Origin of the sequence: Methanosarcina siciliae T4/M, from assembly GCF_000970085.1 — an archaeon.
In the GTDB taxonomy this organism is placed as follows: domain Archaea; phylum Halobacteriota; class Methanosarcinia; order Methanosarcinales; family Methanosarcinaceae; genus Methanosarcina; species Methanosarcina siciliae.
On the sequence record NZ_CP009506.1, the window covers coordinates 4,040,201 to 4,057,005 of the forward strand.

The window sequence follows — 16,805 nt, forward strand, 5'->3', positions numbered from 1 at the left end:
TATAAGCCCTGACGGAATTCGGAACAAGCCTTTACGCTTGAAAAAACAATAAGCATGTAAACTTAAAATACTACACAGAAACTTATATTATACACTGAGGGAAAAATATTGAGAGAAGAAAGAAAAGGTTAAAACAAAGAACTGAAAAAGCAGGGAAGAAGAAAAAGTAAGTATCTTATTCAATTCGATATTATTTAATTCGATAAAAAGAAAAAAGGAAAGATAAGAAAATATGGGATAAAAGAACATGGGTGCTGGAATGGAAAACAAAGTTATAAAACAAATTTCCCTTTTTGCGGAAAATAAACCTGGCAGACTTGCAAGCGTGGCAAATAAATTGAAAAGTGCCGGCATAAATATCAGGGCGTTTACCATTGCCGAGTCAGGAGACTTCGGAATCATACGAATGGTTGTGGACAGGTCAGACTATGCGCACAGTGTGCTCCACGAGGCCGGGTTCACAGTTTCAGAAACCAGTGTTCTGGGAATTGAGATGCAAGATGTACCAGGCAGCATGTCCCGAATTGCAGAAATTTTCGGAGCAGCGAATATCAACCTTGATTATGCCTATGCTTTTGTCACCCGGGACCAGAAAGCCCTTCTCATTGTCCGGGTAAACGAAATTGATAGAGCGATAAAAACACTGGAAGAAAACAACATAAAACTAATCGGTATGAAGGAACTTGAAAAGATCTGATTTTGATTGAGCCCCGATTTTTCGGGAAGGCAGCTCCAACAAGGAAAACAGAAAATAGTCCAGAACCAGTCATTTTATGTGTCTGAGCAATCTGGAAACTCTCTTTTTATAGGCTTTTGCCTGAATGGCAATCGTTTTACATAAAATTTTACAGCCAGGAGAAATAGCTAGCCTGAAGCATTCGCTGGGGTTATTAGTCTCTCCACAGAGTAAATCGATACACATTATAAATATAAAAAGGACAAACAGAAAAGGAATTTTCTGAGAAAAAAGAAGAAGAGAAAAAAAGAAGAAAAGAAAAAAGAAGAAAAGAAAAAACAATCTGTTTATTGACGTAAACAAGAATAGGGCTGGAAAAAGCAAGGTCAGCGGTTTGACTAAAATGACAGAGAATAAAGATAGCTTACAGGAAAACGCTCAGAACCCTTCAAAGAACAAACTTGGCGGAACCCATACTACCGTTATTGGAGGGCGAGCTGGAAAAAAACTTATAAAACTTGTAAGTCAGCATCCGGAAATAAAAAAAGTAATCCCATCCGTTATTTCCGTAAAAGGTTTTGCAGGCGGAAAGCTTGCCGGAAAAGTCCTGCGAGCTGACGCAAGGGGGAACCTGAGGCTGCTACTCTCTGAAGGCAGAAGTTTTCAGGAAATAAGGCTGGTGACTACGATCGGTACAGCTGAGGAGGGGGACAGAATCATGAACGAATTAAACGAGATATTAAAAAATGCCCTCTGAGGCGTTAAAGGAGAGGTTACTGTTTGATATTCATAGGGGTTGACCACGGGACAACTGCAATGCGTTTTGCACTTATTGAGGATGAAAAAATCCTGACCTTTGAACTCGGAAGGGCTGAAGCGGCTGCAATGTCAGAAAAAGAAATTCTGGAAGCCATTGAAAGGGAGTTTGAGGTCAAGCTTGGAGACATCGACCTGATTGCTTTGACCTACTCCATGGGAGACGGCTTTTCTGCAATAAGAGATATAAGAAAACTTGAAGGCAGGGGACTCCAGAGCATAGAAGGTGCAGGAAAAAAGACGGGAGGAGGCACAAGGGTATTTGATGCAATCCGGAACTCCGGAATTCCGGCAATAGCAATTCCCGGCCTTCACGCAGGGAGTAAAGTGGACCCGAGAATGAAGGTTTTTTCCCATCTCACAAGCCCTGAAAAGATGGGGATTGCATACCACATCCTATGTTTAGGCTATGAAGACTTCGTAGTTTCCGATATCAGTTCTAATACCGTAACCCTGGCAGTTGCTGCAGGAAAGGTAATTGGGGCAATTGACGCCTGTATCTTTGCTCCGGGAGTTCACCACGGGCCCCTTGACCTGCAGGCAATCCGGGACATTGACGACGGGCTCCAGACCGCAAACCAGGCTTTTATAGAAGCAGGGACCCTGAAGATGACTCCTTATAAAGACAGGGAAGAACTGCTCAATGCAGCCGGGAAAGGAGAAAAGCCGGCCCTGATAGCCCTTGATACGATAGCCCTTTTTGCAGCTATGGAAATTGCTTCCATGCAGCTTCTCATGAAAGACTATGGAACTACCGGCACGGTCTTTATCGCAGGTTCGGTCGGAGAAGTAGAGTACGTGCAGAAAAAAATCTGCACTCACCTGGATCAGGAGTGCCCGAACCTCGGGAAGTGGCACGCTGCAATCGGCTGTGCTGAGATAGCAAGAGACGTTTCTGCCGGAAAAAAGCAGATTCTTGGAGTAGACGTCGATTATCCGTAAAGGGTGTAGAAAAACGATCTTTAAAGAGAGAAATCAGGTCTTTTCCACAGATTTTTCGTATTCGTCTTCCGGATATTCCTCAAACTCCGAGACGTCAATTTTTTCCTCCTCGACCTCGTCATCATAACCGCTCATGTGGTTTTTGTCCATGAGAATGACATAATCCGCAGAGTTCTTGAGTGCGGTGGAAAAGCCAGGCTCAACCCCGAAGATAATGGTCTCTTTCCCATGTTCGTTTGCTTTATTCAGGAGCGGCTTGAAATCCGCATCTCGGGTCACGATTGCAAGGGTATCTATATTGGGGTTGTAGACCAGTTCCATGCCCTCCACTGCGAGGCGCACGTCAACATCACTGGAACAGATGATGGGCTCAAGGCCATGGTTTTCAATAGCCTCGACAAGCTTGTCAGAAGCATATTGGTTCAGGAAAACGCGTCCGATCTTGATATTCCCGTAGTCCTTCAGGACGTCCCTTATCTCCTCGAGATTTACGTCAAACTCTTTTCTGAGGATATTCGGTCCATCCACCAGAAGTCCTATTTTCCTCCTGCCGACTTCTTTCTTGGTGCGGAGGTATCTAGAAATGGAATCAAGTCCGCTTTTTACAGGCTTCATTATCAATGTCCTCTATGATCCTTACAGTTTTTTTACTCTACCTGCATCTTTTTATTTTTATTGCCCGATCCTCGGGGAGAATTTATCTTTGAGGGCAGTAGAGTTTCAGCAGCCCTTTCTCCCTCCATCGATCGGTACTGAGATTTTGCTTTAACTTTCGTAGTTCTGGTGTTCATAGCCATAAATATACAGCCAGGTTTTTAAGGTCTAAAGTCTGATGCCCGGCAGTTCGGGTAATAATCTGATAATATCTAAATATTTGCTTTTCTGTAGTAAAACATTTGCATACTTTGACAATAAAAGGTTCAAATTCTGCTTTTCCGAGAGACTTGATTGAAAATCTGATATGTTCGGGAAAAGGGAAGTCACGAAATATGAATTAAAACCTTTCAAAATTAAGTGATTTAACTATAAAACCCGATATATATTTTATAGAATTATAATTTATCGGAAAAAAGGCCTTTCCGAACTTCTCGAATGATGGAAGGAGATACCTGAAGTTCAAAGAAATTTTCATTTTTCCGTCCCTTCTTCTGCCTGCTATACTGGATTTCTCCTGACTGCCGGAGAAAAGCTTCATAGACTCCCATAAACTGTTCGAACTCCGGCTCCGTAAGCTCCACTAAACCTTCTCTCCCCGCAAACCAGTCATAGACCTGCAGAAGAACAATTTCCCTTAACCTTTTCAAGCCTTCCTCTTCAGACTCTTCGGGAACTTTTTCAAAATAGAGAGTGTTTTTCTGCTTGTGAGACCAGGCTGCAAAGACCCGCCTGAAATTTAAAATCTGGATCGGGACTTTTTCCCCGGGGGAGGGACGTAGATAATAGTACCTGTCCTGAGAAAAAATCTCTCCTTCCAGCCTCACCACCTGCCGTCATACCTCGATCTCATATATTTTTCATGGATTTTTTTCATGCGGAAACCCATGTAGAGCCCTACGAAGAGCCCGCTCAGGTGAGCGGTATGGGCTATCATGTCCGACGAATTAACCATCAGAAAATCAAAGACAGCAAACAGCAACAGGGCGTGTTTTAAACGCATGGGGACAAAATAAACATACACCTGTATGTTCGGCTCAAGGACGGTAAGGGCAGCAAAAACCCCGTAAACCGCCCCGCTCGCTCCAACCACAGACTTGTTGGGATAGATATTGAAAATGGGTTGGCTTAAGAAGGCATATCCTATTGCGGATAGAACTCCTGCGGTAAAAAAGATCCCCAAGAGCTGTTTATTTCCCACCCTTCTCTCAAGGGCAGTCCCGAAGAAGTACAGGACAAGCATATTGAAAAAAAGGTGCAATAATCCGATGTGCAGGAAAATGTATGTAACAAGCGTCCACGGTCTTGCCATAAGATAATGAGGGTCAAACTGAAAAGCACTGATATAGAGAGGACCTATTCCCGGAACCAGTTCCAAAAAGAAAGAAATTACGCACAGGAAAATAATTGCTATCGATGGGCTTGTAGAAACCGAACTTTTGATTCTGCCGGTCATTCCGCCTCGAGACTCGTATGGGATATTACTGTCAAACATGTTCCAATTACTCTCTATTTTAATCCAGTATAAAATTTTTGAATAAAATCACCTGAATAGTAAGGCAAGTTATAAGAGATTACTCAGAATGTCTCAAAATGAATAAGGGGATAATATTAAGCGCAAGATGCTGTCCAAACACAAGAAACTTGTCCAAACATAAGCTAAGGAACAAACAGCAGGCACGCAAATTAATGCATAAGACGATTCATGTCATGAGAAATCCTGGCATAATAAAAGCTAACCTATTAATAGATCCAGAAGCTCATCCCATTAATTGTGAAGTTCATATATCCAGAAGCATTCTTTTTAAATTTTAGATAGAATAATTCAAATCAGCAAAGTGATCAAATGCAACGTTCAGCAAATCAGATTGATTTAAACTTCCAACTCCGGAAACAGGTTATCCTGAATCTCCAACCTGTTCAATACAACATAATTCCACGATATTATATAAGTAGATTCTAGATATTAATAGTACCGGGGTTCAGGAGCAAGACAAAAATTCTTTTTTAAATTGGAATGACTATTATTTAATTTAAAGAATTTATGAATTAATATTCAAGTAAGAAAATCATATTTGCTTCATTCCCGAAAAAAATCATGAAAACGGTTTACAGCGTTTGCTATACAAATTGAGCTTGAGAACGTACCGATATAAATAGGTTTTGATATATTCATAAGGGAGAGAAGTATAATAGATTAAAAAATAATAATATAAGATATAATAAAAGATAATATGGGAGAATTGGAATTTTATTTGTGCCAGATTTGGGCTTTGAGTAAGAATATTTTACACTATTGATTGTTATTAATACGAAAAAAATGAACAATTAATAACAAAAATAAAAATCGACGAAAAAAGATATAGAAGCTAAAGAAGGCCCAATCAAAAAAACGGTAGCATGAAGCCTTGAGACTATTTTTCACAGAATTTATCTTCGAGATTTTTTTTACGAATAGTGTGCCTCTACATTCCATTTTACCCATCACGAAATAGGGTATTACAAATTAGAAAATGTTATATAGATTTGGTACATTTAGACTTTTAATTAGTGTTTATTATCCATCGGTAGCGACCTCTGCTCAACATTAAGGTCTCAATCGTTGGTAAAAACGGTTTTTTTGAGAAATTGGGCGAAAAAAAGAGTTCTAAAGATATATTGAGCCCTAAAAACGATTTTTGGAATGGAACATTCCATATAAAAACGGCTTTATTTGAAAAAGTATTGGTATAGCGTTTGATGTTCAAATCAAGAGCTAAAAACGTTTTGCCAGAAAACGTCATTTAAACGGTTGTGACTTTAAGGCGGACGGCAAAGTATATAATGTATAATCATGAAGAATATGCCGCATAAATAGCAACCGCCATGACGAAGTCGACTTTAAACAAATTTAGGAGGTAAAGCTCAAATGAGCAAACTAACTACCGGGAGTTTTTCTATAGACGATCTGGAATCCGTTCAGATTACTATTAATAACATTGTAGGGGCAGCAAAGGAGGCTGCTGAAGAAAAAGCAAAAGAGTTAGGTCCGATGGGTCCCACTGCTATGGCAGGTCTGGCATCCTACAGGAGCTGGAACTTGCTTCTTCTTAACCGCTACGAGCCTGTCCTGACCCCTATGTGTGACCAGTGCTGTTACTGTACTTACGGACCATGTGACCTTTCCGGGAACAAGAGAGGTGCCTGCGGAATTGACATGGCTGGACAGACAGGAAGGGAATTCTTCCTCCGTGTAATTACAGGTACTGCCTGCCATGCTGCCCACGGCCGCCACCTGCTTGACCATGTAATAGAAGTCTTTGGCGAAGATCTCCCACTCAACCTTGGAGAATCAAACGTCCTGACCCCGAACGTCACAATCTGCACAGGACTGAGCCCAAAGACCCTCGGAGAATGCAGAGCTCCAATGGAATATGTCGAAGAACAGCTCACCCAGCTCCTTGCAACCATCCATGCAGGCCAGGAAAGCGCAGAAATTGACTATGATTCTAAAGCCCTCTTTAGCGGTAGTCTTGACCACGTTGGGATGGAAGTCTCCGATATCGCTCAGGTCTCAGCATATGACTTCCCTAAAGCTGACCCAGAAGCCCCGCTCATTGAAATCGGTATGGGATCCATTGACAAGTCCAAGCCCCTCATTGTTGCAATCGGGCACAACGTAGCCGGTGTAACATACATCATGGATTACATGGAAGAAAACAACCTGACCGACAAGATGGAAATCGCCGGACTTTGCTGTACCGCATTCGACATGACCAGGTACAAGGAAGCCGACAGGAGAGCTCCATACGCCAAGATCGTAGGGTCTCTGGCAAAGGAACTGAAGATTATCCGCTCCGGAATGCCTGATGTCATTGTTGTGGACGAACAGTGCGTCCGCGGTGATGTCCTTGCAGAATCCCAGAAGCTCAAGATCCCTGTGATCGCATCAAACGAAAAGATCATGTTCGGTCTGCCGGACCGCACAGACGCTGATGTAGACTCGATAGTTGAAGAGATCAAGTCAGGAGCAATTCCGGGTTGTGTGATGCTGGATTATGATAAACTCGGAGAACTCATCCCGAAGATTGCCGAAGTAATGGCTCCAATCCGTGATGCGGAAGGTATTACAGCAATCCCGACTGACGAGGAATTCAAGGTATACATCGACAAGTGTGTCAAGTGTGGAGAATGCATGCTTGCATGTCCGGAAGAACTTGACATCCCAGAAGCTCTGGAATATGCAGCCAAGGGAAGCTACGAGTACCTTGAAGCCCTCCACGATGTCTGTATCGGGTGCCGCCGCTGTGAACAGGTCTGTAAGAAAGAAATCCCAATCCTGAACGTGCTTGAGAAGGCTGCACAGAAGGCCATCAGTGAAGAGAAGGGATTGGTCAGAGCCGGCAGAGGACAGGCAAGTGACGCAGAAATCAGAAAAGAAGGCCTTAACCTCGTTATGGGGACTACCCCCGGTATTATCGCAATCATCGGATGTCCGAATTATCCAGCAGGTACCAAAGATGTCTATCTCATTGCCGAAGAATTCCTGAAGAGAAACTATCTCCTTGCAGTAAGCGGATGTTCCGCAATGGACATCGGTATGTACAAGGATGAGGATGGCAAGACCCTGTACGAAAGGTTCCCGGGTACATTTGCCGGCGGTGGGCTGCTTAACACTGGTTCCTGTGTGTCCAACGCACACATCAGTGGAGCTGCAGAGAAAGTCGCCGGAATCTTTGCGCAGAGGACCCTGGCAGGGAACCTGGCGGAAATTGCAGACTATACTCTCAACCGTGTTGGTGCATGCGGACTTGCCTGGGGTGCATACTCGCAGAAGGCTGCTTCAATAGGTACCGGATGTAATATATACGGTATCCCCGCAGTGCTCGGCCCACACAGTTCCAAGTACAGGAGAGCCCTGATTGCCAAGAACTATGATGAGTCCAAGTGGAAAGTCTACGATGGCAGAGACGGCTCAGAAATGAACATCCCACCCGCACCGGAATTCCTCCTGACCACAGCAGAGACCTGGCAGGAAGCAATCCCGATGATGGCAAAGGCCTGCATCCGCCCGTCCGACAACAACATGGGCAGGTCCATAAAGCTGACCCACTGGATGGAACTTTCCAAGAAATACCTTGGTGTAGAACCGGAAGACTGGTGGAAGTTCGTCAGGAATGAGGCTGACCTCCCGCTTGCCAAGCGTGAAGAGCTCCTCAAGAGGCTAGAGGCAGAGCATGGCTGGGAAATTGACTGGAAGAGGAAGAAGATTATCTCCGGTCCGAAGATCAAATTCGATGTCTCCGCACAGCCAACTAACCTCAAGAGACTTTGCAAGGAGGCCTGAAAATGGTAGACACTACCAAGAACACAAAACTCTTTACCAGCTACGGAGTGACAACTTCCAAAGTAACTACCCCAGAGATCGCAGCCAAGTTGATTTCTAAGGCAAAGAGGCCGCTTCTTGTGGTAGGGACCAAAGTTCTTGATCCGGAACTCCTGGACAGAGCAGTAAAGATTGCACAGAAAGCAAACATTCCTATTGCAGCTACAGGAAGTTCTATGCCAGGCTTCGTGGGTAAGGATGTGGATGCAAAATACATAAACCTGCATCAGCTCGGTTTTTATGTAACAGACGCGAACTGGCCCGGCCTTGACGGAAATGGGACTTATGATACACTCATTGTCCTTGGACACATAAAGTACTACATCAACCAGGTACTGTCCGGAACAAAGAACTTCAGCACCGTAAAAGCAATTGCAATTGACAGAAACTACGTCCAGAACGCAACGATGTCTTTCGGAAACCTGAGCAAAGCAGACCACTATGCTGCTCTGGATGAACTTATAGATGCATTATAATTTTGAATTAGGAGGCGAAATATAATGGCAGAATTCCCATTTGAGATTTCCCCTATGTTTGAAGGAGAAAGAGTAAGGAAAGATGGAATGTTCGTAGAGCTTGGAGGTCCAAAATCCCTGGGTCTCGAACTTGTCCGCGCAAAACCTATGGATGAAATTGAAGACGACAGAGTAACAATTATCGGTCCAGACCTCAAAGAAATGGAAGAGGGAAAGACCTACCCCTGGGCAATGATCTTCAACATAGGCGGAGAACTCGTAGAGCCTGACCTTGAGTCCGTAGTCGAAAGGCGTGTCCACGACTTCATCAACTACTGCCAGGGTATCATGCACCTGAACCAGAGGTACGATGTCTGGATGAGAGTTTCCAAGGACACAGCTTCAAAGATGGACTCTTTCGAGCCCTTCGGACAGGCCGTCATGATGCTCTTCAAGACAGAACTTCCTTTTATCGAGAAAATGCAGGTGACCTTCTACACCGACCAGGCTGAAGTTGAAAAGCAGATGGTAGAAGCAAAGGAAATCTTCAAGGCAAGAGACGCAAGGACCAAGGACCTCCACGACGAAGATGTGGATGTCTTCTATGGCTGCACTCTCTGTCAGTCCTTTGCTCCGACCAACGTTTGTGTTGTCTCCCCTGACAGGGTCTCCCTCTGTGGTGCTATCAACTGGTTCGACGGCCGAGCAGCAGCAAAAGTAGACCCCGAAGGCCCACAGTTTGAAATCGCCAAGGGTGATCTTCTTGATGCCGAGAAAGGCGAATACACAGGGATCAACGAGATTGCAAAGAAACTCTCAGCCGGCGAATTCGACAAAATCAAACTTCACTCCTTCTTCGATGCTCCTCACACATCATGCGGATGTTTCGAAGTAGTCGGGTTCTATATCCCTGAAGTAGATGGTATAGGCTGGGTTAACAGGGAATACCAGGGAATGGCACCGAATGGGATCGGATTCTCAACCATGGCAGGCCAGACAGGTGGCGGTAAGCAGATCGTAGGTTTCCTTGGTATTGGAATCAACTATTTCTACTCCCCGAAGTTCATCCAGGCTGACGGGGGATGGAACAGGGTTGTCTGGCTCCCCTCGATGCTGAAGGAAAAGATTGCAGAAACCATTCCTGAGGATCTCAAAGATAAGATTGCAACAGAAAACGATGCAACTGACATTGAATCCCTGAAAGCCTTCCTCCAGGAGAAGAACCATCCGGTAGTTGCTACCTGGGCAGCAGCTGAGGAAGAAGAAGAGGAAGAAGAGGAAGAAGAAGAGGAAGTAGCAGTTGCAGCAGCTCCGATGATGATGCCAGCAACCGGATTCCAGATGCCTGCAATGCCAATGATGTCAGGCGGTTCAAGCGGCGGAATAAAGCTGACCTTCAAGAATGCAAAGATCACCATTGACAGGATGATCATCAGCGAGAAGAAGGAAAAGAAATAACTGAGTGACGACAGGCGATTGCCTAAAACCGAAAGGCAATTGCCTAAAACCGAAAAACAATACAAAGGGGTATGCTGTGACTAAAGTAATTGCAATAACGGGAAAAGGCGGGACTGGTAAAACAGCGGTAGCGGCTCTTCTGATCCGCTACCTTTCCAAAAAAGGGAAGTTTCTACTGGCAGTTGATGCGGATGCGGATACGAACCTTCCTGAAACCCTTGGCTGTGAGAATGTAAAAACAATCGGGGATGCAAAAGAGTTCCTTCAGGCCGAAATTACCAATCCCAGGCCTGATAACCCCGATATGAACAAAGAGTCGATACTTAAAAGCAAGGTCTATGAGATAATTGAAGAGATGCCGGGATATGACCTGCTTGTAATGGGAAGGCCCGAAGGGTCAGGCTGCTACTGTTATGTGAACAACCTCCTCCGCGGGATAATGGACAAACTGATCACAAACTATGATGTGGTTGTAATTGACGCGGAAGCGGGGCTTGAGCATTTCAGCCGCAAGATTATCCGGGACATAGATGACCTTATTGTAGTAACTGACGCTTCACGAAGGGGATTCAGGACTGCCGAAAGAATCAGAGAACTGGTGAGTGAACTGGATTCAAATGTAGGAAACATTCACGTTATTGCAAATAAAGTTACAGATGCTAACCGCGAAGAGCTCACTAAACTGGCAGAGGATTTGAAACTAAGCCTGATAGGTATGATACCGTTAGATCCAAAAATTGAGGAAATGGACATAAAAGGAATACCTCTCTATGAAATAACGGATGATTCGGCTGCTGCAATGGAAATCGAAAAAATTGTACAAAAAATGGGGTACTGACCCCAATAGTTTTGAACCTGTGGATGATGCAGAAAACCGTACCGGAATCAAATATAAAGAGTCCAGAGCCGGATTAAGAGCTTGAAACGGCATTTAAAATCATAAGAGTAACGGGACAGGAGAATTCCTGTTCCGATCCCTGTTCTTATACAAGGGAAAAAGTGGAAACAGATCCTGTATTACATTCTTTATTTTATTATACAGTCACTCGTAAAAACGGATAAATTACGGAAACGGTGAGGTTTACATGGCAAAGAAAATGAAGTTATCTGATATAACAAACATGTTCGCGGGAATGGATGTAGAAGCCCTCGAAGGTGTGACTATTGAAGGGGACATTGAGATTGATCTCGGTGGACTCGGAGGCGGCTTTGACCCGATGCTTGCCGCAGCTCTTGGGCAGGAGAGTGCAATACTTGCCCAGCACTTTGCAAGACTCGCAGGCATGTTCGGATATCCGGTGGGCATTGGCGCACCAGCAGCTCCGGCAGTTGCCCCAGCTCTTGCAGCCCCCAAACTCAAAGATCTTATCCCTGCAAAGTTCGATGTTGCTAACATCGCTGAATGGGCAACCGAGATCCAGGAAGTACCAATAGGCAACACCTCGGCAGACGGCGGAAGCCGTGGAAAGAGAGTGATGCTGGGCGGAGAGAAAGCCCTTTCCGTTCTACTTCGACGCACCGATGCCGAACAGGAACCAGGTCACTATTGACGTGTTCGATATGAGGATCGGCCTTGCAAAAGCTGTCAAGCAGAACTATGATGAAGTCATGGACAGCCCGGGAGAATGGGCAAAGAAGAACGTTGAGAAATTCAACGCTGACATGATCACCATCCACCTGATTTCAACAGACCCGCTAATCAAAGACACTCCTGCAAAAGAAGCAGCCAAGACTGTAGAAGAAGTGCTCCAGGCTGTTGATGTGCCAATTGCCATAGGCGGATCAGGGAACCCACAGAAGGACCCGGAAGTGCTCACAAGAGCAGCAGAAGTTTCGGAAGGCGAGCGCTGCCTGCTTGCATCGGCCAGCCTGAACCTGGACTATGCAGCAATCGCAGAGGCAGCACTAAAATACGATCACGACGTGCTTTCCTGGACACAGCTGGACATGAACGCGCAGAAGGAACTAAACAGGAAACTCATGAAGCAGTGCAACGTCCCAAGAGACAGAATCATCATGGACCCCACCACTGCAGCCCTGGGATACGGTCTCGACTACGCTTACACCAACATGGAGCGTATCAGACTTGCAGCCCTTATGGGTGATGACGAACTTACATTCCCGATGTCTTCAGGGACCACAAATGCATGGGGTGCCCGTGAGTCATGGATGGTTAGTTCCCCACTTAAGGAAGACTCTGACTGGGGACCGAGAGAGTACAGAGGTCCGATATGGGAAATCGTTACAGGACTGTCCCTTGCAATTGCAGGAAACGACCTGTTCATGATGATGCACCCAACATCGGTTGCTGTCCTGAAACAGATCACACAGACACTCTTCGGTATGATCGACACAGAGCAGGTTGACATTGCAAACTGGATAGGAGCGGAGGTGTAAAACATGAAAATAAACAGCCCGTTAGAAGCTTACAAATACTTGCCCCAGACAAACTGTGGAGAGTGTGGGGAAGCTACATGTATGGCTTTTGCCTCCAAGCTGATTGACAGGTCAGGCAAGACATCAGACTGTCCACCTCTTATTAAGGAGAAGAAATTTGCAAAGAAACTTGCAGAACTCGACAGGCTACTTGCACCGGAAATTCGCCAGGTAACCATAGGAGTAGGCGAGAAAGCAGTTAACATTGGGGGGGACGATGTCCTGTACCGCCACAAACTCACATTCTTCAACAAGACGAAGATGTTCTTCGATGTGGCAGACAACATGGATGAAGCTGCCATTGTTGAGAGAGTGAACAGCATCGCCAACTTCAGAAAGTTCTATGTAGGCCGAAACCTGCTCCTCGATGGGGTGGCTATCAGAGCCGTTTCCAACGACCCGGCAAAGTTTGCGGCAGCTGTAAAGAAGGTAGCTGAAGCAGGATTGCCCATGATATTCTGTTCCTTCAACCCTGAGGTCCTGAAGGCAGGACTCGAAGTGGCAAAGGACCTGAACCCGCTGCTTTATGCTGCAAACAAGGATAACTGGAAGGAAGTAGGAGAACTCGCCCTTGAATACAAGGTGCCTGTGGTTGTGTCAGCTTTCAATGACCTTGATGCCCTCAAGACCCTTGCAAAGACATTTGCAGAGGCAGGAATTAAGGATATTGTCCTTGACCCGGGAACATACCCCACAGGAAAGGGCCTGAAGGAAACATTCACCAACTTCCTGAAGATAAGGAGAGCGGGAATTATGGGCGACACGGAGATTCGCATACCCGATTATTGCTCTCCCCTTCACTGCATGGATGGCTGGAATTTCCGACCCGGTCAGCGCCTCATACTGGGAAACCGTAATGGCTTCGGTCTTTACTATAAGGTACGGAGACATAATGATCCTCCACAGCATGGAGCCTTATTCCACCCTGCCTGAGGTTCACCTGGCAGAGACCATCTACACGGACCCGAGGACCCCGGTCTCCGTGGACGGAGGAATGTACAAGGTAGGAAGCCCGACAGCGGATTCCCCGGTGCTCTTTACCACAAACTTCGCACTCACATACTATACTGTGGAGAGCGATATATCGTCCAACGGAATCGACTGCTGGTTACTTGCAGTTGACACAGACGGGATAGGGGTGGAAGCTGCAGTTGCAGGCGGACAGCTGACCGCTGACAAGGTGAAGGAAGCCTTTGACAAGGCAGGGTTCGACCTTAAGACAGCCGTAAACCACAACACCGTAGTTACTCCGGGTCTTGCGGCCCGTCTACAGGGAGACCTTGAGGACAAGCTCGGTGCAAATGTAAAGGTAGGACCAATGGACTCCGGCCGTATCCCAGGCTGGATGGAAAAGAACTGGCCACCTAAATAAAGGCAAAAAAATTGAAGGTTAAGATTCCGTGTCTAAAAGACACGGTACTTTTTTATCTTTTTTAAAAAAATATGAGACATATCACAATAACAGCCACAGACGGTTTTTAAGGAATTAACTTCTGCACGGATGGGATTCTTACTTCGACCTTTTAGTATGTAAGTTTTCCTTGAAAACTCATATAAATTCTTAGTTATGGTTATCCGTATAGATTCTGAATTTTTGTTCCCTCACGTAGAGTTTCAATTTTATTTTTTGCTTTCCAGCTATATTGTTAGTTTCCACATAAGAGCATAAGAACCATCAAAAATATTGATTATGAAATTAGGACAAATGCTATAAAAAAGAATATATAAATGCATAAAAAACACATAAGAAAAGATGAAAAATAAGTTAATTTAAATAAAATGAAGCGATCCAGATAATAGGATATGACAGATGTTAACCTGTACAGGTACCATAAATAACCAATATTCAAACATTATTCGGGTGTTAACATTACAAGGGTTTCGCTGGTATTGCCTGCTTATAATGAGGTAGCAAGAATAGAAAAAACAGTAAAACAAACTGCGGAAACTCTCAGAAATATTACTTCTTCTTTTGAGATAATCATAGCGGAAGACGGGAGCAGTGACGGGACAGATAGAGTCGCAGAGAAACTCGCTCTGGAGCATAACTGGATAAGTCACCTTCACTCGAATTCTCGCCAGGGAAGAGGCAGAGCCCTGAACAGAGCTTTTAAGTCTGCATCAGGCGACGTCCTTTGTTATATTGACGTGGATCTTGCAACCGATATGAACCACCTGAAAGAGCTGATAGAATCAATATCAGTAGAAGGATATGACTTTGCGACAGGCTCAAGGATGATGCCTCAAAGCAATGTCAAAAGACCCCTAAAAAGAGGAATAGCTAGCAAGGGATTTAATTTTCTGGTGCACACTGTGTTGAACTCAAAGTTATACGACCATCAATGCGGGTTTAAGGCCTTTAAAAAAGCTCCGTTGTTTGAACTGATTGATGTTGTAGAGGATGAACACTGGTTCTGGGATACCGAGCTTATGGTGCTTGCACAGGCCCGGGGATTTAAGGTAAAAGAATTCCCGGTAGTCTGGAGACATGGAGGCACAACTAAAGTAAATCTTAAAAAAGATATTTTAGAGATGGGGTCTCAAATTTTTCGATTATGGTGGAGTTTGAAAAGACAGCCAAAGGAAAAAGCAGTAAAATCCTGTGAGGGGTGCTTTGAACAAAACAGAGTCTAAAACAAAACAACGGCGCAAAGAAAAATTATACAAATGCTTATATAAGTAAAAAGCCAATTTGGTCTGCTTCTAAAACACGGATTTTTTAATATTAGAGTACTGGATGCAGCGATTTGCTGATATAGCGGACTGACATCTCAGGCACGAAAGTCACCTGATGAGTAAAAACAGCAGACCCAGCTATTATTAAATAGCATGAGAATGCTTAACAGATGAACTGCTGATTATTCCTTCAGATACTTTATTTTCTAAATCAGGTAACCTACTACTCCAAGAAGACTAGCAGTAAGGATTATAGATGAATTCCATTACATGCCCGAAATGCGGCAAAGAATGCGACAAACTTTTTGATTCCGTTTGCAGGGACTGTTTCTTTGAAACCTTCAAACTAATCGAACTGCCTCTTGTACTTCACGTAAGGATCTGTTCCAGCTGCGGAGCATATTTCCACAGGAGCCGCTGGGAAGATATAGGCAATATAGAAGAAGTGGTGCTGAAAGCCGTAGAAAACGCCCTTTTTATCCACAATGAAGCCGGAGATGTGGAACTCTACCTTGAACCACGGGAGGTTACGCCTTACATGTACAGGGTGAGAGCCGAAGTAGATGCAATCGTAAGAGAAGAGCCGGTTCATGCCGAAGCTGAGACAGAAGTAAGGGTTCAGCGGATAGCCTGCGATATGTGCAGCCGCGAGTCCGGAGGATACTTTGAAGCAATCATCCAGATCAGGGCAACGGGCAGGTTCCCTACGGAAGAAGAAAAGAAGTGCTGCTCTGCCATTGCCAGAGAAGCTATGAAGAGCATGAAGAAAAAAGGGGACCGACTGGCATTTATAAGTGAATGTCAGGAGCAGAAAGAAGGTGTCGACCTTTATATGGGTTCCATGAATGCCAGCCGACAGGTCTGCCGGGCAATCATCTCCGAACTTGGAGGTAGTTTCTCCGAATCTCCAACCCTGGTCGGCATGAAAGACGGAAAAAACCTCTATAGGATTACTTTTGCCATGCGCCTTCCGGAGTTCAGACCAGGAGACGTGATAAAGTTCAGAGGTAGGATTATCCAGATAAGAAGCTCAGGAAAAAAGGTCAACGGTATCAGCCTTGAAGATGGTTCCAGGTTTATCTCAACCCCGGAAGAAATCAAAGGCGCAGAAAAAATTGCAAATATAAGGGATATGGTTTATACGGTTCTGGTTTCAATCGAAGAAAATGCAATTCTTGTGCTTGACCCTGAGACCTATGAAACCGTTGCAATAAAAAAGCCGATGTCCTTCAGTGCAGAAGCAGGAGACGAGATCCCTGTCCTGAAAACGGAATATGGAATCTTTGCCCTGGCAAACTTCGAACTTCTGCGGGAAAAATGAAAAAAA

Annotated in this window: 12 protein-coding genes and 2 pseudogenes; 11 read left to right on the plus strand and 3 right to left on the minus strand. The window is 44.8% G+C overall.

Annotated features, from left to right (window positions below; translation table 11 throughout):
- The first annotated feature begins 259 nt into the window (after positions 1-259).
- The 3 genes from MSSIT_RS16910 (at position 260) to MSSIT_RS16920 (ending at position 2,434) form a co-directional block, all read left to right on the plus strand.
- Positions 260-697: an ACT domain-containing protein gene (locus MSSIT_RS16910; RefSeq protein ID WP_048175013.1), complete on the plus strand. Its 438-nt coding sequence runs from the start codon at positions 260-262 to the stop codon at positions 695-697.
- Between the two features lie 382 nt (positions 698-1,079).
- Positions 1,080-1,433 (plus strand): DUF2103 domain-containing protein, encoded by a 354-nt coding sequence (locus MSSIT_RS16915; protein WP_048173691.1) that lies wholly within the window; start codon positions 1,080-1,082, stop codon positions 1,431-1,433.
- Between the two features lie 23 nt (positions 1,434-1,456).
- On the plus strand, positions 1,457-2,434 hold the full coding sequence (locus tag MSSIT_RS16920; RefSeq protein WP_048173692.1) for a methanogenesis marker 12 protein: 978 nt from the start codon (positions 1,457-1,459) through the stop codon (positions 2,432-2,434).
- 33 nt (positions 2,435-2,467) lie between these two features.
- Here the strand turns inward: MSSIT_RS16920 and MSSIT_RS16925 are convergent, their stop codons facing one another.
- From MSSIT_RS16925 to MSSIT_RS16935, 3 genes are all read right to left on the minus strand, one after another.
- Entirely contained in the window at positions 2,468-3,049 is a 582-nt protein-coding gene (locus MSSIT_RS16925; protein ID WP_048173693.1) for a TIGR00288 family NYN domain-containing protein, read from the minus strand.
- 437 nt (positions 3,050-3,486) lie between these two features.
- Complete coding sequence (locus MSSIT_RS16930) at positions 3,487-3,918, minus strand: hypothetical protein (RefSeq protein ID WP_048173694.1); 432 nt, start codon at positions 3,916-3,918, stop codon at positions 3,487-3,489.
- A complete protein-coding gene (locus tag MSSIT_RS16935) occupies positions 3,912-4,583 on the minus strand; it encodes a rhomboid family intramembrane serine protease (RefSeq protein ID WP_048173695.1) in 672 nt (223 codons plus the stop codon). Before MSSIT_RS16935 ends, MSSIT_RS16930 begins: the two co-directional genes overlap by 7 nt.
- 1,413 nt (positions 4,584-5,996) lie before the next feature.
- Here MSSIT_RS16935 and cdhA point away from each other — a divergent pair.
- From cdhA to MSSIT_RS16975, 8 genes and pseudogenes are all read left to right on the plus strand, one after another.
- The gene (gene cdhA, locus MSSIT_RS16940; protein WP_048173696.1) at positions 5,997-8,414 is read left to right on the plus strand and encodes a CO dehydrogenase/acetyl-CoA synthase complex subunit alpha; all 2,418 of its coding nucleotides are present in this window, start codon (positions 5,997-5,999) and stop codon (positions 8,412-8,414) included.
- 2 nt (positions 8,415-8,416) lie between these two features.
- Positions 8,417-8,929 carry a CO dehydrogenase/acetyl-CoA synthase complex subunit epsilon gene (cdhB, locus tag MSSIT_RS16945; RefSeq protein WP_048173697.1) on the plus strand — a complete coding sequence of 171 codons (513 nt, stop codon included), beginning with the start codon at positions 8,417-8,419 and terminating at the stop codon, positions 8,927-8,929.
- A gap of 24 nt (positions 8,930-8,953) precedes the next feature.
- Positions 8,954-10,366 (plus strand): CO dehydrogenase/CO-methylating acetyl-CoA synthase complex subunit beta, encoded by a 1,413-nt coding sequence (gene cdhC / locus MSSIT_RS16950; protein WP_048173698.1) that lies wholly within the window; start codon positions 8,954-8,956, stop codon positions 10,364-10,366.
- Between the two features lie 76 nt (positions 10,367-10,442).
- Positions 10,443-11,204 carry a carbon monoxide dehydrogenase accessory protein CooC gene (locus tag MSSIT_RS16955; RefSeq protein ID WP_048173699.1) on the plus strand — a complete coding sequence of 254 codons (762 nt, stop codon included), beginning with the start codon at positions 10,443-10,445 and terminating at the stop codon, positions 11,202-11,204.
- Between the two features lie 247 nt (positions 11,205-11,451).
- Positions 11,452-12,763, plus strand: a pseudogene (gene cdhD, locus MSSIT_RS16960) (CO dehydrogenase/acetyl-CoA synthase subunit delta).
- Positions 12,764-12,766: 3 nt separating this feature from the next.
- Positions 12,767-14,174: pseudogene (gene acsC, locus MSSIT_RS16965) on the plus strand (acetyl-CoA decarbonylase/synthase complex subunit gamma).
- 497 nt (positions 14,175-14,671) lie between these two features.
- Positions 14,672-15,436 (plus strand): dolichyl-phosphate beta-glucosyltransferase, encoded by a 765-nt coding sequence (locus tag MSSIT_RS16970; RefSeq protein WP_048173700.1) that lies wholly within the window; start codon positions 14,672-14,674, stop codon positions 15,434-15,436.
- Between the two features lie 298 nt (positions 15,437-15,734).
- Positions 15,735-16,799, plus strand: coding sequence for a 60S ribosomal export protein NMD3 (locus tag MSSIT_RS16975; RefSeq protein ID WP_048173701.1), 1,065 nt, complete (start codon positions 15,735-15,737; stop codon positions 16,797-16,799).
- Positions 16,800-16,805: the final 6 nt, after the last annotated feature.